General features: G+C 53.8%; 16 protein-coding genes, 2 tRNA genes and 2 rRNA genes (1 of these 20 running past the window's edge). 12 read left to right on the forward strand and 8 right to left on the reverse strand.

Features of this window, described 5'->3' with window-relative positions; all coding sequences use genetic code 11:
• The first annotated feature begins 6 nt into the window (after positions 1-6).
• The 4 genes from accA to tilS all read left to right on the forward strand — a co-directional run bounded on the left by accA (position 7) and on the right by tilS (position 5,001).
• Positions 7-966, forward strand: a complete 960-nt coding sequence (gene accA / locus ACJTMZ_RS13100; RefSeq protein WP_003856154.1) for an acetyl-CoA carboxylase carboxyl transferase subunit alpha — start codon at positions 7-9, stop codon at positions 964-966.
• A gap of 100 nt (positions 967-1,066) precedes the next feature.
• Entirely contained in the window at positions 1,067-3,199 is a 2,133-nt protein-coding gene (locus ACJTMZ_RS13105; protein WP_015572729.1) for a lysine decarboxylase LdcC, read from the forward strand.
• A 66-nt stretch (positions 3,200-3,265) separates the two neighbouring features.
• Positions 3,266-3,655 (forward strand): VOC family protein, encoded by a 390-nt coding sequence (locus ACJTMZ_RS13110; RefSeq protein WP_003856151.1) that lies wholly within the window; start codon positions 3,266-3,268, stop codon positions 3,653-3,655.
• A 59-nt stretch (positions 3,656-3,714) separates the two neighbouring features.
• Positions 3,715-5,001, forward strand: coding sequence for a tRNA lysidine(34) synthetase TilS (tilS, locus tag ACJTMZ_RS13115; RefSeq protein WP_040117237.1), 1,287 nt, complete (start codon positions 3,715-3,717; stop codon positions 4,999-5,001).
• A gap of 26 nt (positions 5,002-5,027) precedes the next feature.
• Here tilS and rof read toward each other — a convergent pair whose 3' ends face one another.
• Both rof and ACJTMZ_RS13125 read right to left on the reverse strand, forming a co-directional pair.
• Positions 5,028-5,288, reverse strand: a complete 261-nt coding sequence (rof, locus tag ACJTMZ_RS13120; protein WP_003856148.1) for a Rho-binding antiterminator — start codon at positions 5,286-5,288, stop codon at positions 5,028-5,030.
• A complete protein-coding gene (locus ACJTMZ_RS13125; protein ID WP_003856146.1) occupies positions 5,275-5,475 on the reverse strand; it encodes a YaeP family protein in 201 nt (66 codons plus the stop codon). Before ACJTMZ_RS13125 ends, rof begins: the two co-directional genes overlap by 14 nt.
• A gap of 195 nt (positions 5,476-5,670) precedes the next feature.
• On the opposite strand from ACJTMZ_RS13125, the gene ACJTMZ_RS13130 reads away from it, so the two are divergent.
• The 3 genes from ACJTMZ_RS13130 to nlpE are packed head-to-tail and all read left to right on the forward strand — an operon-like array spanning position 5,671 to position 7,367.
• The gene (locus ACJTMZ_RS13130; protein ID WP_015572732.1) at positions 5,671-6,216 is read left to right on the forward strand and encodes a YaeQ family protein; all 546 of its coding nucleotides are present in this window, start codon (positions 5,671-5,673) and stop codon (positions 6,214-6,216) included.
• The gene (gene arfB / locus ACJTMZ_RS13135) at positions 6,213-6,629 is read left to right on the forward strand and encodes an alternative ribosome rescue aminoacyl-tRNA hydrolase ArfB (RefSeq protein ID WP_006810027.1); all 417 of its coding nucleotides are present in this window, start codon (positions 6,213-6,215) and stop codon (positions 6,627-6,629) included. Before ACJTMZ_RS13130 ends, arfB begins: the two co-directional genes overlap by 4 nt.
• A 39-nt stretch (positions 6,630-6,668) precedes the next feature.
• Positions 6,669-7,367, forward strand: coding sequence for an envelope stress response activation lipoprotein NlpE (gene nlpE / locus ACJTMZ_RS13140; protein ID WP_252010811.1), 699 nt, complete (start codon positions 6,669-6,671; stop codon positions 7,365-7,367).
• A 45-nt stretch (positions 7,368-7,412) separates the two neighbouring features.
• On the opposite strand, the gene proS is transcribed toward nlpE, so the two are convergent.
• From proS to metN, 6 genes are all read right to left on the reverse strand, one after another.
• The gene (gene proS / locus ACJTMZ_RS13145) at positions 7,413-9,131 is read right to left on the reverse strand and encodes a proline--tRNA ligase (protein WP_015572733.1); all 1,719 of its coding nucleotides are present in this window, start codon (positions 9,129-9,131) and stop codon (positions 7,413-7,415) included.
• 112 nt (positions 9,132-9,243) lie between these two features.
• The gene (gene tsaA / locus ACJTMZ_RS13150; protein WP_015572734.1) at positions 9,244-9,951 is read right to left on the reverse strand and encodes a tRNA (N6-threonylcarbamoyladenosine(37)-N6)-methyltransferase TrmO; all 708 of its coding nucleotides are present in this window, start codon (positions 9,949-9,951) and stop codon (positions 9,244-9,246) included.
• Positions 9,948-10,352 (reverse strand): Rcs stress response system protein RcsF, encoded by a 405-nt coding sequence (gene rcsF / locus ACJTMZ_RS13155; protein ID WP_015572735.1) that lies wholly within the window; start codon positions 10,350-10,352, stop codon positions 9,948-9,950. Before rcsF ends, tsaA begins: the two co-directional genes overlap by 4 nt.
• A gap of 106 nt (positions 10,353-10,458) precedes the next feature.
• Positions 10,459-11,274 (reverse strand): methionine ABC transporter substrate-binding lipoprotein MetQ, encoded by an 816-nt coding sequence (gene metQ / locus ACJTMZ_RS13160; protein WP_003856132.1) that lies wholly within the window; start codon positions 11,272-11,274, stop codon positions 10,459-10,461.
• Positions 11,275-11,314: 40 nt separating this feature from the next.
• Positions 11,315-11,968 (reverse strand): methionine ABC transporter permease MetI, encoded by a 654-nt coding sequence (locus ACJTMZ_RS13165; RefSeq protein ID WP_003856130.1) that lies wholly within the window; start codon positions 11,966-11,968, stop codon positions 11,315-11,317.
• Entirely contained in the window at positions 11,961-12,992 is a 1,032-nt protein-coding gene (metN, locus tag ACJTMZ_RS13170) for a methionine ABC transporter ATP-binding protein MetN (RefSeq protein WP_006810022.1), read from the reverse strand. The genes ACJTMZ_RS13165 and metN overlap by 8 nt, the downstream gene beginning before the upstream one ends.
• Before the next feature lie 188 nt (positions 12,993-13,180).
• Here metN and gmhB point away from each other — a divergent pair, with 188 nt between their 5' ends.
• The 5 genes from gmhB to ACJTMZ_RS13195 all read left to right on the forward strand — a co-directional run.
• The gene (gmhB, locus tag ACJTMZ_RS13175) at positions 13,181-13,747 is read left to right on the forward strand and encodes a D-glycero-beta-D-manno-heptose 1,7-bisphosphate 7-phosphatase (protein ID WP_017383733.1); all 567 of its coding nucleotides are present in this window, start codon (positions 13,181-13,183) and stop codon (positions 13,745-13,747) included.
• Between the two features lie 365 nt (positions 13,748-14,112).
• Positions 14,113-15,783, forward strand: a 16S ribosomal RNA gene (locus ACJTMZ_RS13180).
• A gap of 84 nt (positions 15,784-15,867) precedes the next feature.
• Positions 15,868-15,943 (forward strand) — tRNA-Glu (locus ACJTMZ_RS13185).
• A gap of 192 nt (positions 15,944-16,135) precedes the next feature.
• Positions 16,136-16,211: transfer RNA gene (locus ACJTMZ_RS13190), tRNA-Ala, on the forward strand.
• A 180-nt stretch (positions 16,212-16,391) separates the two neighbouring features.
• Positions 16,392-18,200, forward strand: a 23S ribosomal RNA gene (locus tag ACJTMZ_RS13195) (its annotated part continues 1,075 nt past the right edge of the window); the annotation flags it as partial.

The raw sequence follows: 18,200 nt of genomic DNA on the forward strand, positions 1-18,200 counted from the left end.
AATACTATGAGTCTGAATTTCCTTGATTTCGAACAGCCGATTGCAGAGCTGGAAGCGAAAATCGATTCTCTGACAGCCGTGAGCCGTCAGGATGAAAAACTGGATATTAACATCGACGAAGAAGTGCATCGTCTGCGCGAAAAAAGCGTAGAACTGACGCGCAAAATCTTTGCCGATCTCGGCGCATGGCAGATCGCCCAGCTGGCGCGTCATCCACAGCGTCCGTACACCCTGGATTATGTCCGCCTGGCGTTTGACGAATTTGACGAACTGGCAGGCGACCGCGCATACGCTGACGATAAAGCTATCGTCGGCGGTATCGCGCGTCTGGATGGACGTCCGGTGATGATTATTGGTCATCAGAAAGGCCGTGAAACCAAAGAGAAAATCCGTCGTAACTTCGGTATGCCAGCGCCAGAAGGCTACCGTAAGGCCCTGCGTCTGATGGAGATGGCTGAGCGTTTCAATATGCCTATCATCACCTTCATCGACACGCCGGGTGCTTACCCGGGTGTTGGCGCTGAAGAGCGCGGTCAGTCTGAAGCCATCGCACGCAACCTGCGTGAGATGTCTCGCCTGAAAGTGCCGGTCATCTGTACCGTTATCGGTGAAGGTGGGTCCGGCGGTGCGCTGGCAATTGGTGTGGGCGATAAAGTGAATATGCTACAGTACAGTACCTATTCCGTTATCTCTCCGGAAGGCTGTGCCTCCATTCTGTGGAAAAGTGCCGATAAAGCGCCGCTGGCTGCTGAAGCGATGGGCATCATTGCCCCACGTCTGAAAGAGCTGAAGCTGATCGACACCGTTATCCCTGAACCGCTGGGTGGCGCGCATCGTAAGCCGGAAGTGATGGCTGCTTCCCTGAAAGCGCAGCTGCTGGCAGATCTGGCGGACCTGGACGTGCTGAGCACAGAAGATCTGCTCAACCGTCGTTATCAGCGTCTGATGACCTACGGTTACGCGTAAGCCTCACAATTATCCTAAAAGCCGCACATTGTTGCGGCTTTTTTTATACCTGCCGTTTACCTTAACTATGCTTATCTGATGTTTTTCAAGGAGGTAAACCATGAACATCATTGCCATCATGGGGCCACACGGCGTCTTTTATAAAGACGAACCCATCAAGGAGCTGGAGCAAGCCCTTAAAGCACGCGGATACCAGCTGATCTGGCCGCAAAACAGCGCCGACCTGCTGAAATTTATCGAACACAATCCGCGCATCTGTGGCGTGATATTCGACTGGGACGAATACGACATGGAGTTGTGCAGCGATATCAATAAGCTCAACGAATATCTTCCGCTGTACGCGTTTATCAACACTCACTCGACCATGGACGTGAGCGCGCATGATATGCGTATGGCGCTGTGGTTCTTCGAATACTCACTCGGCGTTGCCGAGGACATTGCGACCCGCATTCAGCAGTACACCGGTGAATACCTCGATAACATCACACCGCCGTTCACGCGCGCGCTGTTCACCTATGTGAATGAAGGGAAGTACACCTTTTGTACGCCAGGCCACATGGCGGGAACAGCCTATCAAAAAAGCCCGGTGGGATGTCTGTTCTACGATTTCTTCGGCGGTAACACGCTGAAGGCGGATGTGTCGATTTCGGTCACCGAGTTAGGCTCTCTGCTGGATCATACCGGCCCGCATCTGGAAGCCGAAGAGTACATCGCCCGGACCTTTGGCGCCGAGCAAAGCTACATGGTGACCAACGGTACCTCAACCTCGAACAAAATCGTCGGGATGTACGCCGCGCCTGCCGGCAGTACGCTGCTGATTGACCGCAACTGCCATAAATCACTGGCGCATTTGCTGATGATGAGCGACGTGGTGCCGCTCTGGCTGTCGCCTACGCGTAATGCGCTGGGTATTCTCGGCGGCATTCCTCGCCGTGAATTCGCGCATGAAGCCATTGAAAATAAGATCGCGGCGATCCCCGAGGCAAGCTGGCCTGTGCACGCGGTGATCACCAACTCCACCTATGACGGGCTGCTTTACAACACGAACTGGATCAAGCAGACGCTCGACGTGCCGTCGATCCACTTTGACTCCGCGTGGGTGCCTTACACCAATTTCCACCCGATTTACTCGGGTAAAAGTGGGATGAGCGGCGAGCGGGTGCCGGGCAAGGTGTTCTTCGAAACGCAGTCGACGCACAAAATGCTGGCCGCGTTTTCCCAGGCGTCTCTTATTCACATCAAGGGCGAGTACGACGAGGACACCTTCAACGAAGCCTTTATGATGCACACGACCACGTCGCCGAGCTACCCGCTGGTGGCGTCCATCGAAACGGCGGCGGCGATGCTGCGCGGTAATCCGGGTAAACGCCTGATCAATCGTTCGGTGGAACGGGCGCTGCATTTCCGAAAAGAGGTTCAGCGACTTAAAGATGAAGCGGACGGCTGGTTCTTTGATATCTGGCAGCCGGAAGAGATTGATGAGGCAGAATGCTGGCCCGTCGCGCCGGGGGAGAGCTGGCACGGTTTCCGGGATGCCGATGCGGACCACATGTTCCTCGATCCGGTTAAGGTGACGATCCTGACGCCGGGCATGGATGAGCAGGGCGTGATGGGTGAGGAAGGGATCCCGGCTGCGCTGGTGGCGAAGTTCCTTGATGAGCGCGGCGTGGTGGTGGAGAAAACCGGCCCCTATAATTTGCTGTTCCTGTTCAGCATCGGGATCGATAAAACCCGCGCGATGGGGCTGTTGCGCGGACTGATGGAGTTTAAGCGTGCATATGATCTGAACCTGCGGGTGAAGAATATGCTGCCGGATCTCTACGCGGAAGATCCTGACTTCTATCGCAATATGCGTATTCAGGATCTGGCCCAGGGGATCCACAGGCTGATCCGCCAGCACGATCTGCCGCGCCTGATGTTGCAGGCATTTGATGTTCTGCCTGAAATGAAGCTGACGCCGCACAGGGCGTGGCAGCGCCAGGTGAAAGGGGAGGTTGAAACCGTTGAGCTGGAAAACCTGGTCGGGCGGGTATCGGCCAACATGATCCTGCCTTATCCGCCGGGCGTGCCGCTGCTGATGCCGGGTGAAATGATCACCGAGGAGAGCCGGGCGGTGCTCGATTTCCTGCTGATGCTCTGTTCGGTAGGGCGCCACTATCCGGGCTTTGAAACGGACATTCATGGCGCGAAACGCGATGATAACGGCGTGTACTGGGTGAGAGTCCTAAAATAAAAGGGTCTGCTTGCCAGGGGCGGGTTGTCGGTTGTAACGTTCAGAGCATCATAAAAAGGAGAAACTATGCTGGGTTTAAAAGCGGTTCATCATATTGCGATCATTGCCACCGATTACGCGAAAAGTAAGGCATTCTACTGCGACGTTCTCGGCTTTACGCTGTTGAGCGAGGCTTACCGTGAGGAGCGCGACTCCTGGAAAGGCGATCTGGCGTTAAACGGACAATATGTGATTGAACTGTTCTCTTTTCCTTTCCCGCCAGCGCGTCCTTCACGCCCGGAAGCCTGCGGCCTGCGCCACCTGGCCTTCAGCGTCGATGACCTGGACAGCGCGGTAAAACATCTGGAAGCCCACGGCGTGGCCTGCGAAGCGATTCGTGTCGATCCCTTTACCGATAAACGTTTCACTTTTTTCAACGATCCGGACGGGCTGCCGCTGGAGCTTTACCAGCAGTAATCGCCGTCATGTGTGATAATGCCCGTTCAGTTCGGGCGTTTTTTTATGTGTAATTTCCTATGACCTTACCTGCTATCGCGCACGCCGTTTCACCCTATCGCCAACTGCTGGTGGGGTTCAGCGGTGGCCTGGATTCCACCGTTTTGCTGCACCGCCTTAAGCTCTGGCGCGACCGTGAGCCTGACGTCCAGCTGCGGGCGATGCATATCCATCACGGCTTAAGCCCTCATGCCGACGACTGGGTAGCGCACTGCGAAGCGGTGTGTTCAGAGTGGGCGATTCCGCTGATCGTTGAACGCGTCACGCTTGAGGATGAGGGGCTGGGTATTGAGGCGCAGGCGCGGAAAGCCCGCTACGCCGCGTTTTCCGGCGCATTACAGCAAGGGGAAGCGTTGGTCACCGCGCAGCATCTGGACGACCAGTGCGAGACGTTTTTACTGGCGCTCAAGAGGGGCAGCGGGCCTGCGGGGTTATCTGCCATGCCTGAGCGCGCTGATTTTGCTGAAACAGAGCTCATCCGCCCGCTGCTGGGTGAGACGCGCGCATCACTGGAAGCCTGGGCGCAGCAGCATCATCTGTGCTGGATTGAAGACGAGAGCAATCAGGACGACAGTTACGACCGTAACTTCCTGCGCCTGCGCGTCTTACCGCTGCTGAGTGAGCGCTGGGCGCATTTTTCCGAAGCGGCGGCCAGAAGCGCCATGCTGTGTGCTGAACAGGAAAGCTTGCTGGATGAGTTGCTGAGCGAGGAGCTGGATACGCTGACTACCGCTGACGGTGCCCTGAACATTGCGCCGTTGAAGGTGATGAGCCCCGTGCGCCGGGCTGCTCTGATTCGTCGCTGGCTGGCTTACCACCGTGCGGTTATGCCGTCCCGGGCGATGCTCAACCGTATCTGGGAGGAAGTTGCACAGGCGAGGGAAGATGCCGCCCCGTGTATACACCTGAATGGTTATGACGTCAGGCGCTATAAAGGGCAACTCTGGTGGGTAAAATCTGTGCCGTCGCTGGCTGACGTTGTGCTCGACTGGCCGTCGCCGGAAAAAGCATTAACGCTACCGATGAATGCCGGTGTCGTTGCGTTAAGCCATTCGGGCAATGTGCGTCTACCTGAGCCGGACGAGAACGTTACCATACGCTTCAGGACCAGCGGCATGCTGCATATCGTCGGTCGTAACGGCGGGCGTAAGCTGAAGAAAATCTGGCAGGAACAGAACGTTCCGCCCTGGCGACGTGATACCACGCCGCTTCTGTTTTACGGCGACACGCTCATCGCGGCGGCAGGGGTTTTCATCACTGAAGAGGGGTGGGCTGAAGCGGGTGTTAATTTTGAATGGAAAGCGTAACGGGCAGCCTGGCTGCCCGTTGGTTATCAGGATTCGCTCACCACAACGGTGCCGATTTCCGGATGGCTGAAACTGGCAATTTTGTCGAGGCGTAGCTCACGCGTTGCACCTGCATCTTCCACAACCAGGTATTCCACATTTTTACGGGAAACCAGATCGCTGGCCTTTGCCTTTAGCACTTCGCCATCTTTTAGCTCCAGCGTCAGTATTAAATGATGCTGGCAGGCGAGTTCGAGGTTGTCATAGTCATCACAATTGATGGGTTGATAGGTATCATTCATCGACATAATCGCTCACCAGTAAATTCGCCGCAGCATACGCTGCTTTTTCCCTGACCGATTCAGAAAGGCTCTCATCAGAGGCCACTTCATTTAGCACGTTCAATACACAGCCCAACGCATCCGGAATGTACCCCAGATCTCCGCTGGCGATCTCCGCATACCGTCTGCGAATCAACTCACAATAATTATTCACATCACCTCCTGCCAGCGTACTGACTTACTGTGAGATATCATTAAGCCTACGAAGTTAAACTCGGTTTAGCAAGGTGACTATACCATACTCATTTAAGCATTATCAGCGCCTTGATAAGAGGAAGCCACCACCTCGTAACAGCCTTTTGCCGCGGTTTTCGCTACAATGTATGCCTGATTCGAAAGGAGTTCTCTCATGGCGCTGAAAGCGACAATTTATAAAGCTGTGGTCAATGTGGCGGATCTTGACCGTAACCAGTTTCTGGATGCGTCATTGACGCTGGCGCGTCACCCTTCTGAAACCCAGGAGCGCATGATGCTGCGCCTGCTGGCGTGGATTAAGTATGCCGACGAGCGTCTGCAATTTACCCGTGGTTTAAGCGCGGAAGATGAACCGGAAGCCTGGCTGCGCAACGATCATCTGGGTATCGATTTATGGATTGAGCTTGGCCTGCCGGATGAACGCCGGATCAAAAAGGCCTGCACCCAGTCTGCTGAAGTGGCGTTGTTTGCCTACAACCAGAGAGCGGCGGAGATCTGGTGGCAACAAAATAAAAATAAATGTGCGCTGTTCAAAAATCTTACCGTCTGGTATCTGGATGATGAACAGCTGGCGCAGCTGAGTGCGTTCGCCAGCCGGACGATGGCGCTACAGGCGACGATTCAGGACGGCGCCATCTGGCTTTCCGATTCTCAGAATAATCTGGAAATTCATCTCACAGCCTGGCAGCCCGCATCATGATTGTATTGTCCCGAAACGTCAGCATCCCTGATAACGAGCTGGAGATCACCGCCATCCGGGCCCAGGGAGCAGGGGGACAGCACGTTAACAAGGCCTCAACGGCTATCCATTTGCGCTTTGACATTCGGGCCTCCAGCCTGCCAGAGTATTATAAAGAAAGCCTGCTTGCCGCCAGCCATCACCTGATCACCAGCGAGGGTGTGATGGTGATTAAAGCGCAGGAGTATCGCAGCCAGGAGCTTAACCGGGAAGCGGCAATAGCCCGGCTGGTCGCGGTCATCAAAGAGCTGACGGCTGTACAAAAAAGTCGCCGGGCAACACGTCCAACGCGGGCATCGAAAGAACGTCGGTTGTCATCGAAGGCGCAGAAATCCACTGTAAAATCACTGCGTGGCAAAGTCCGTCACCCATAATGTGACGAAAGGGATACCCTTTTTCATAAGGAAAGTATTGTGAAAAAAGCATTATTATCAGCGCTGGCCGTGACAAGCCTGTTCGCGCTTTTTGGCTGTAATAACCGTTCAGAAACGCAGGTACTACAGCCAACGCAAAATGAAGAATTAAAGCCGATGCAGCAAAGCTGGCGCGGCGTATTACCGTGTGCAGATTGCGAGGGCATCGAAACCTCTCTGTTCCTGCAAAAAGATGGCACCTGGGTCATGAACCAGCGTTACCAGGGGGCGAAAGAACCGTCTTCTTTTGCATCTTACGGAACATGGGCGCGTACGGCTGAGAAGCTGGTATTGACGGATACCACGGGCGATAAAACCTTCTTCCGCGCCAAAGGCGAGGGGATGGAGATGCTCGATCGCGAAGGCAATCCAATTGAATCCCAGTTCAACTACACGTTGGCCCCGGTGAAAGCGACCCTGCCAGCCACCCCAATGGCGATGCGAGGGATGTATTTCTACATGGCGGGTGCGGCGATCTTCACTGACTGTGCAACCGGGAAGAAAGTCAGCGTGGCGAACAATGCCCAGCTGGAGCGAGACTATGCCGTCGCGCGCGGCAACGACAGTAAGCCAGTGTTGCTGACGGTTGAAGGGCATTTTACGCTGGAGCCAAACCCGGATAGCGGCGAGCTGGTGAAAACGCTGGTGGCAGATAAAGATGCGAAGTTTGCTGCGGGGAAAGACTGCGAAAGCAAATAAGATATAGCCATTAAAAAACCCCGCACTGGCGGGGTTTTTTGTTTCTTAACCTTTGATGGCTTTCACCAGGTAATCAAGAATATCTCCCGTCTTGATCATCTGTTTTTCGCCGTTGCGACGGTATTTGTATTCAATCTCGTCGCTGTCGAGGTTACGGTCGCCAATGACGATGGTGTGTGGAATACCGATCAGTTCCATGTCAGCAAACATCACGCCAGGACGCTCTTTACGGTCATCCATCAGCACGTCGATACCTTTCGCGCTCAGCTCAGCGTAGAGTTTCTCAGCCAGCTCCTGCACGCGGTAAGACTTGTGCATGTTCATTGGCAGGATCGCCACCTGGAACGGCGCGATGTTATCCGGCCAGACGATTCCGCGTTCGTCATAGTTCTGCTCGATAGCGGCAGCAACAACGCGCGTTACGCCAATGCCGTAGCAGCCCATGGTCAGAACCTGGTTACGGCCATCTTCGCCCTGAACGGCAGCGTTCATTGCGCGCGAGTACTTATCGCCCAGCTGGAAGATGTGGCCTACTTCGATACCGCGTTTGATCATCAGAGTACCCTTGCCGTCCGGGCTTGGATCGCCTGCGACCACGTTACGGATGTCAGCCACTTCCGGCGTCGCCACGTCACGATCCCAGTTGATGCCGAAGAAGTGTTTACCGTCGATGTTTGCGCCCGCAGCGAAGTCGCTCATCGCCGCAACGGTGCGGTCAATGACCACCGGAACAGGCATGTTCACCGGACCCAGAGAACCAGGACCAGCATTCACCACGGCGCGGATCTCTGCTTCCGTTGCGAAGGTCAGCGGGCTGGCAACCTGCGGCAGCTTCTCGGCTTTCACTTCGTTCAGCTCGTGATCGCCTCGTACCAGCAGGGCAACCAGTGGATAAGCGCTACCTTCAGCCGATTTCACCAGCAGGGTTTTCACGGTTTTTTCGATCGGCAGAGTAAACTGCTCAACCAGCTCGGCGATAGTTTTCGCGTTTGGCGTATCAACCAGCGTCATCTCTTGCGTTGCCGCGCCGCGTGGTTCTTTTGGTGCCAGCGCTTCTGCAAATTCGATGTTCGCGGCGTAATCAGAGGAGTCAGAGAAGATCACATCGTCTTCGCCGCTCTGCGCCAGAACCTGGAATTCATGGGAGGCGCTACCGCCGATTGAACCGGTATCAGCCTGTACAGCACGGAAATCCAGCCCCATGCGGGAGAAGATTTTGCTGTAGGCCGCGTACATTTTGTCGTAGGTCTCTTGCAGCGATTCCTGAGAAGTATGGAAAGAGTAAGCATCTTTCATCAGGAACTCGCGAGAACGCATGACGCCAAAGCGTGGACGCACTTCGTCACGGAACTTAGTCTGGATCTGGAAGAAGTTCAGCGGCAGCTGTTTGTAAGAGCTCAGCTCGTTACGGATCAGGTCGGTGATCACTTCTTCATGCGTTGGGCCGAGAACGAATGGACGATCGCCACGATCGGCAATACGCAGCAGTTCAGGACCGTACTGCTCCCAGCGACCGCTCTCCTGCCACAGTTCAGAGGGCTGAACGACCGGCATTAACACCTCGATAGCACCGGCGTTGTTCATCTCTTCACGCACGATGTTTTCGACTTTTTTCAGGACGCGCACGCCGGTCGGCAGCCAGGTGTATAACCCGGAGGCCAGCTTGCGGATCATCCCGGCGCGCAGCATCAGCTGGTGGCTGATCACCTCGGCGTCGGCAGGTGTCTCCTTCAGAGTGGAGAGCAGATATTGGCTAGTACGCATGTTGTTACGGTTCCATTTCGACGATTGGAACAGGCTGAAACACCAGCCTGACACAAAAAAAGTGGTTTAGTTTACCAGTGTGGCAAAGATGCCAAAAGAGAGGAGAACAAAATTACCTGGGTTCCAGGGCAAACACTTCAAAACCCGCCGCAGTCACGCGCCAGCGCACGTTAAAGTCCAGCAGCCAGACGGCGTACGTATTCCCGGCTTCCTCTTCTTTGCGGTAGGCGGGACGGGGGTCCTGGGCCAGCACTTCAACGATAAAGTCACGCAGGCGAGGATAACGCTTTTCCAGCTCGCTGATTTGCGTCGTTATTTCAGACGTGAAGTGAACCGGCATATCTGCCTGCGGTGCGTCCTGAGCATAGCTTGCTCGGGCATCCGGCAGCGCTTCGGCGAAGGGCAGGTAAGGCTTAATATCTATGACCGGCGTGCCATCAACCAGGTCAAGGCTACCTAACTCCAGGATCACCTGATCTTTCTGACAACGTATGCCTTTCAGCTCGACCAGCGACATCCCGATGGGGTTGGGACGAAAGGTTGAGCGGGTGGCAAAGACACCCATTCTGGCATTTCCGCCCAGACGAGGCGGACGCACGGTAGGACGCCAGCCGCCTTCCATGGTCTGGTGAAATACAAAGACCACCCATAAATGGCTGAACGCCTCAAGCCCGCGCACTGCATCGGCCTGATTATACGGCGCGACAAGATGAAGCTCGCCGCCGCCGTTAATGACCAGACCCGGCTGACGTGGAACGGCGAACTTTTCTTTATAAGGGGAGCGGATAACGCCTATCTGCTCGAACTGAAATGAACTCATTTCGCCGTAATGTTAAGCGCAGAACCGATACATACCGCCTGGCGATAGCAACCAGGTGTGCCGCTGGTGACTTCGCAGCTGTGCAGCAGCACCGCGTTGGCTTTCATTTTCGACGCGTTGATTTGCATACGCTTGCGGGCTGTCGGAATATTGGGTGGGGAGTCCTGATTCGTTGCCTGGCAGGATTCGCCGCTCACTTCGCCCAGTTCACGGAATGGCTTACCGACCAGCTCGTCGGCTTTGGTAATAATACGTACCGGCGCAGCGCGAGGCGCTTTCGGTTTTGCTGGCTCCGCTTTTGGCGGGGTTGCAGTGCTTTGAACAGGTTCAACAGGAGATCTGCTTAGCATAGAACAGCCGCTCAGCATCAGTGCTAAAAAACAGATCGGTAAAGCACGCATAATAATTCCTCAGTGGATAATCAAAACGTCAGATATTGAAGCAGTTGACCGCACAAATGACAAGACGGGCAAATGCCCGTCTTGATGATATTACACTGCCGGGAGATTACCAGCCTTTAACCGCGCCGCCGTTAAACACCTTATTGGCTTCCTGGTACACTTCTTCAGACTGATATGCCTGTATGAATTTCTTCACATTCTCCGCGTCTTTGTTGTCTTCGCGAGTCACGATCAGGTTGACGTACGGGGAATCTTTATCTTCAACGAAGATGCCATCTTTCGCTGGGGTCAGGCCGATCTGGCTGGCGTAAGTGGTGTTGATCACGGCCAGGGCGATCTGCGCATCGTCCAGAGAACGTGGCAGCTGTGGTGCTTCCAGCTCAACAATTTTCAGATTTTTCGGGTTTTCGGTTACGTCCAGAACGGTCGGTAACAAGCCAACGCCTTCTTTCAGTTTAATCAGGCCCACTTTCTGTAGCAGAAGCAGGGAACGGCCAAGGTTGGTTGGGTCGTTAGGGACTGCAACCTGTGAACCCGGCTGGAGTTCATCCAGAGATTTAATTTTCTTGGAGTAACCGGCAATCGGGTAAACGAAGGTGTTACCGACAGCAACCAGTTTATAGCCGCGATCTTTGATCTGCTGATCCAGGTACGGTTTATGCTGGAAGGCGTTAGCGTCAATGTCGCCTTTGCTCAGCGCTTCGTTCGGCAGAACGTAATCGTTGAAGGTCACCAGTTCAACGTCCAGGCCATATTTCTCTTTAGCGATTTTCTGCGCGGCCTCAGCAACCTGCTGTTCTGCACCGACGATAACGCCTACTTTGATGTGGTTTGGATCTTTTTCGTCCTGACCGCAACCCACCAGTGCCAGCGAGCCAATCAGTGCGCCTACTGCTGCGAAGGTCTTAAATTTAAACGCCATGTTATATCCTTAACTCGTCGAGTTTGTGTTGTTTGTAACGTTATTTATGCGTAACAGCCCGGACGATACGATCGCCAGAGAATTGAATTAAGTAAACCAGCACAACCAGCAATACCAGAACGGTATTCATTACGGTAGCGTTATAGCCAATATAGCCGTACTGATATCCAATCTGGCCTAAACCGCCAGCACCTACGGCGCCGCCCATTGCGGAATAACCGACCAGGGTGATAAGCGTGATGGTTGCTGCGTTCACCAGCCCAGGCAGCGCCTCTGGCAGCAGAACTTTGCGAACGATCTGCATTGGCGTCGCACCCATAGCGCGGGAAGCTTCGATCAGGCCGGTTGGGATTTCCAGCAGGGCGTTTTCCACCATACGGGCGATAAACGGTGCCGCGCCAACGGTCAGCGGGACAATAGCTGCCTGCAAACCAATCGACGTCCCGACGATCACGCGCGTAAACGGAATCATCCACACCAGCAGAATAATGAACGGAATAGACCGGAAAATGTTCACCAGCGCAGAGAGCGTGCGATACAGCTTCGCGTTTTCAATAATTTGACCCGGGCGCGTAACGTACAGCAGCACGCCGACCGGCAGCCCAATCACAAAACCAAAGAAGCCCGATACGAAGGTCATTGCCAGCGTTTCCCAAACGCCGCGAACCAGTAGCCACATCATCGGCTCAGACATAACCCAGTACCTCTACTTTTACGTGATGTTCTTGCAGCCAGGCAATTGCCGCCTGGGTTTCTTCCTGTGTGCCGTGCATTTCCGTCAGCATAATGCCGAACTTCACGCCACCGGCGTAGTCCATCTGCGCGCTAATAATGTTGTTATTCACGTTAAAGCGACGCGCGGTTTCGGACAGCAGCGGTGCGTCAACGGACTGGCCCGTGAACTCCATGCGCAGCATCGGGACGCTGTCAGGCGTTGCGTCTGTTTTTAAACGTTCCAGATAATCTTCCGGAATATCCAGATGCAGTGTGGACTGAATGAACTGCTGAGCCAGCGGCGTTTTCGGGTGTGAGAAGACTTCACTCACCGTGTCCTGCTCAATCAGCTCACCGTTGCTGATGACCGCCACGCAGTCGCAGATGCGTTTCACTACATCCATTTCATGCGTAATAAGGAGAATCGTCAGGCCCAGGCGACGGTTAATGTCTTTTAACAGTTCCAGAATAGAGCGCGTGGTGGCCGGGTCTAACGCGCTGGTGGCTTCATCGCACAGCAGCACCTTAGGATTGCTTGCCAGCGCGCGGGCAATGGCCACACGCTGTTTTTGCCCACCGGACAGATTTGCCGGGTAGCTATCATGCTTGTCGCCCAGACCAACAAGGTCGAGCAGTTCGGTGACGCGACGCGTAACTTCTTCTTTCGGCGTGTTATCCAGCTCAAGCGGCAGGGCAACGTTGCCGAACACGGTGCGGGATGCCAGCAGGTTAAAGTGCTGGAAAATCATGCCAATCTGGCGACGCGCTTTGGTGAGTTCTTTTTCTGAGAGAGCGGTAAGCTCCTGGCCGCCAACTTCTACGCTGCCCTGGGTTGGGCGCTCAAGCAGGTTAACACAACGGATCAGCGTACTTTTACCCGCACCCGATGCGCCAATGACGCCATAAATCTGACCAGCAGGCACATGCAGGCTGACGTTGTTCAGCGCCTGAATGGTTCGGTTCCCCTGCTGGAACACTTTGGTGATATTGGAAAGTTTAATCATTAGATTATTTTTATCGTAAGTAAGTTAGCCGTGGCATTTTCTTCTGCCAGATACGGGGAATGACCGTAAACAAAATGGATGTTAAGGCATCCAGACGTCTAAATCAATCCACCTCTGTGCGATGAGCACTTTATTGCGCTGCGATTCATGAGATACTAGCTGAACAAGACTTTTTCAGGAGCAAACCGGTGGCAAAATCTGTACCCGCAATTTTTCTCGATCGTGACGGCACTATTAATGTGGATCACGGTTACGTCCATGAGATTGATGAGTTCGAGTTTATCGAGGGCGTAATAGATGCCATGCGCCAGTTGAAAGAGATGGGCTATGCGCTGGTGGTGGTAACTAACCAGTCCGGTATCGCCCGGGGTAAATTCACCGAAGCGCAATTCGAGACGCTGACGGAATGGATGGACTGGTCTCTGGCCGATCGTGGCGTCGATCTTGATGGCATCTATTATTGTCCGCATCACCCGCAGGGAAGTGTAGAGGCGTATCGTCAGACCTGTGATTGCCGTAAGCCACACCCGGGCATGTTTATCTCTGCACAGGAATTCCTGCACATTGATATGGCCGCATCTTATATGGTGGGCGATAAACTGGAAGATATGCAGGCAGCAGCGGCGGCAGGTGTAGGTACCAAAGTATTAGTGCGTACCGGTAAACCGGTCACCCCAGAAGCAGAAAATGCAGCCGACTGGGTGATAACTAGTTTGGCAGAACTGCCAAAAGAGATTAAAAAGCACCAAAAATAGGCGTTTTGGCGAAAAGGTGAGCGGTTGAAATAAAAATGCATTTTTCCGCTTGTCATTCCTCGGCGGCTCCCTATAATGCGCCTCCATCGACACGGCGGATGTGAATCACTTCACAGATAACCCGGTCGGCTGAAGAGAAAAATCCTGAAATAACGGGTTGACTCTGAGAGAGGAAAGCGTAATATACGCCACCTCGCGACAGAGCGCTGAAGCGCGTCGCAACTGCTCTTTAACAATTTATCAGACAATCTGTGTGGGCACTCAAAGTGACATGGATTCTTAACGTCGCAAGACGAAAAATGAATACCAAGTCTCTGAGTGAACACGTAATTCATTACGAAGTTTAATTCACGAGCATCAAACTTAAATTGAAGAGTTTGATCATGGCTCAGATTGAACGCTGGCGGCAGGCCTAACACATGCAAGTCGAACGGTAACAGGAAGCAGCTTGCTGCTTCGCTGACGAGTGGCGGACGGGTGAGTAATGTCTGGGAAACTGCCTGATGGAGGGGGATAACTACTGGAAACGGTAGCTAATACCGCATAATGTCGCAAGACCAAAGAGGGGGACCTTCGGGCCTCTTGCCATCGGATGTGCCCAGATGGGATTAGCTAGTAGGTGGGGTAACGGCTCACCTAGGCGACGATCCCTAGCTGGTCTGAGAGGATGACCAGCCACACTGGAACTGAGACACGGTCCAGACTCCTACGGGAGGCAGCAGTGGGGAATATTGCACAATGGGCGCAAGCCTGATGCAGCCATGCCGCGTGTATGAAGAAGGCCTTCGGGTTGTAAAGTACTTTCAGCGGGGAGGAAGGCGATAAGGTTAATAACCTTGTCGATTGACGTTACCCGCAGAAGAAGCACCGGCTAACTCCGTGCCAGCAGCCGCGGTAATACGGAGGGTGCAAGCGTTAATCGGAATTACTGGGCGTAAAGCGCACGCAGGCGGTCTGTCAAGTCGGATGTGAAATCCCCGGGCTCAACCTGGGAACTGCATTCGAAACTGGCAGGCTAGAGTCTTGTAGAGGGGGGTAGAATTCCAGGTGTAGCGGTGAAATGCGTAGAGATCTGGAGGAATACCGGTGGCGAAGGCGGCCCCCTGGACAAAGACTGACGCTCAGGTGCGAAAGCGTGGGGAGCAAACAGGATTAGATACCCTGGTAGTCCACGCCGTAAACGATGTCGACTTGGAGGTTGTGCCCTTGAGGCGTGGCTTCCGGAGCTAACGCGTTAAGTCGACCGCCTGGGGAGTACGGCCGCAAGGTTAAAACTCAAATGAATTGACGGGGGCCCGCACAAGCGGTGGAGCATGTGGTTTAATTCGATGCAACGCGAAGAACCTTACCTACTCTTGACATCCAGAGAACTTAGCAGAGATGCTTTGGTGCCTTCGGGAACTCTGAGACAGGTGCTGCATGGCTGTCGTCAGCTCGTGTTGTGAAATGTTGGGTTAAGTCCCGCAACGAGCGCAACCCTTATCCTTTGTTGCCAGCGGTNTTCCAGAGATGGATTGGTGCCTTCGGGAACTCTGAGACAGGTGCTGCATGGCTGTCGTCAGCTCGTGTTGTGAAATGTTGGGTTAAGTCCCGCAACGAGCGCAACCCTTATCCTTTGTTGCCAGCGGTCCGGCCGGGAACTCAAAGGAGACTGCCAGTGATAAACTGGAGGAAGGTGGGGATGACGTCAAGTCATCATGGCCCTTACGAGTAGGGCTACACACGTGCTACAATGGCGCATACAAAGAGAAGCGACCTCGCGAGAGCAAGCGGACCTCATAAAGTGCGTCGTAGTCCGGATTGGAGTCTGCAACTCGACTCCATGAAGTCGGAATCGCTAGTAATCGTGGATCAGAATGCCACGGTGAATACGTTCCCGGGCCTTGTACACACCGCCCGTCACACCATGGGAGTGGGTTGCAAAAGAAGTAGGTAGCTTAACCTTCGGGAGGGCGCTTACCACTTTGTGATTCATGACTGGGGTGAAGTCGTAACAAGGTAACCGTAGGGGAACCTGCGGTTGGATCACCTCCTTACCTTAAAGAACCTGCCTTTGTAGTGCTCACACAGATTGTCTGATGAAAAGTAAATAGCAAGGCGTCTTGCGATTGAGACTGTACGTCCCCTTCGTCTAGAGGCCCAGGACACCGCCCTTTCACGGCGGTAACAGGGGTTCGAATCCCCTAGGGGACGCCACTTGCTGGTTCGTGAGTGAAAGTCACCTGCCGTCATATCTCAAAACTGACTTGCGAGTCATGTTTGAGATATTTGCTCTTTAAAAATCTGGATCAAGCTGAAAATTGAAACGACACACAGCTCATGTGTGTTCGAGTCTCTCAAATTTTCGCAAGTCGNNNGCCTCGCAAATTTGAAGAGGTTGTAAACGATGGGGCTATAGCTCAGCTGGGAGAGCGCCTGCCTTGCACGCAGGAGGTCTGCGGTTCGATCCCGCATAGCTCCACCATCTTTTACTGCGAACACAAGAAAACTTCAGAGTGAACCTGAAAAGGTGCACTGCGAAGTTTTGCTCTTTAAAAATCTGGATCAAGCTGAAAATTGAAACGACACACAGCTCATGTGTGTTCGAGTCTCTCAAATTTTCGCAAGTCGATGATGAATCGAAAGAAACATCTTCGGGTTGTGAGGTTAAGCGACTAAGCGTACACGGTGGATGCCCTGGCAGTCAGAGGCGATGAAGGACGTGCTAATCTGCGAAAAGCGCCGGCGAGGTGATATGAACCCTTGACCCGGCGATGTCCGAATGGGGAAACCCAGTGCAATCCGTTGCACTATCGTTAACTGAATACATAGGTTAACGAGGCGAACCGGGGGAACTGAAACATCTAAGTACCCCGAGGAAAAGAAATCAACCGAGATTCCCCCAGTAGCGGCGAGCGAACGGGGAGCAGCCCGGAGTCTGAATCAGCTTGTGTGTTAGTGGAACGGTCTGGAAAGTCCGACGGTACAGGGTGATAGTCCCGTACACGAAAGCACACTTGCTGTGAACTCGAAGAGTAGGGCGGGACACGTGGTATCCTGTCTGAATATGGGGGGACCATCCTCCAAGGCTAAATACTCCTGACTGACCGATAGTGAACCAGTACCGTGAGGGAAAGGCGAAAAGAACCCCGGCGAGGGGAGTGAAAAAGAACCTGAAACCGTGTACGTACAAGCAGTGGGAGCCTCTTTATGGGGTGACTGCGTACCTTTTGTATAATGGGTCAGCGACTTATATTCTGTAGCAAGGTTAACCGTATAGGGGAGCCGAAGGGAAACCGAGTCTTAACTGGGCGTTAAGTTGCAGGGTATAGACCCGAAACCCGGTGATCTAGCCATGGGCAGGTTGAAGGTTGGGTAACACTAACTGGAGGACCGAACCGACTAATGTTGAAAAATTAGCGGATGACCTGTGGCTGGGGGTGAAAGGCCAATCAAACCGGGAGATAGCTGGTTCTCCCCGAAAGCTATTTAGGTAGCGCCTCGTGAACTCAGCTTCGGGGGTAGAGCACTGTTTCGGCTAGGGGGCCATCCCGGCTTACCAACCCGATGCAAACTACGAATACCGAAGAATGTTATCACGGGAGACACACGGCGGGTGCTAACGTCCGTCGTGAAGAGGGAAACAACCCAGACCGCCAGCTAAGGTCCCAAAGTCATGGTTAAGTGGGAAACGATGTGGGAAGGCACAGACAGCCAGGATGTTGGCTTAGAAGCAGCCATCATTTAAAGAAAGCGTAATAGCTCACTGGTCGAGTCGGCCTGCGCGGAAGATGTAACGGGGCTAAACCATGCACCGAAGCTGCGGCAGCGACACTATGTGTTGTTGGGTAGGGGAGCGTTCTGTAAGCCGTTGAAGGTGTGCTGTGAGGCATGCTGGAGGTATCAGAAGTGCGAATGCTGACATAAGTAACGATAAAGCGGGTGAAAAGCCCGCTCGCCGGAAGACCAAGGGTTCCTGTCCAACGTTAATCGGGGCAGGGTGAGTCGACCCCTAAGGCGAGGCCGAAAGGCGTAGTCGATGGGAAACAGGTTAATATTCCTGTACTTGGTGTTACTGCGAAGGGGGGACGGAGAAGGCTATGTCAGCCGGGCGACGGTTGTCCCGGTTTAAGCATGTAGGCGGAGGTTCCAGGTAAATCCGGTACCTTATTAACGCTGAGGTGTGATGACGAGGCACTACGGTGCTGAAGTGATAAATGCCCTGCTTCCAGGAAAAGCCTCTAAGCATCAGGTAACACGAAATCGTACCCCAAACCGACACAGGTGGTCAGGTAGAGAATACCAAGGCGCTTGAGAGAACTCGGGTGAAGGAACTAGGCAAAATGGTGCCGTAACTTCGGGAGAAGGCACGCTGATGTGTAGGTGAAGCCCCTGCGGGCGGAGCTGAAATCAGTCGAAGATACCAGCTGGCTGCAACTGTTTATTAAAAACACAGCACTGTGCAAACACGAAA

This window comes from Enterobacter sp. DN (assembly GCF_046054285.1).
Lineage (GTDB): Bacteria > Pseudomonadota > Gammaproteobacteria > Enterobacterales > Enterobacteriaceae > Enterobacter > Enterobacter hormaechei_C.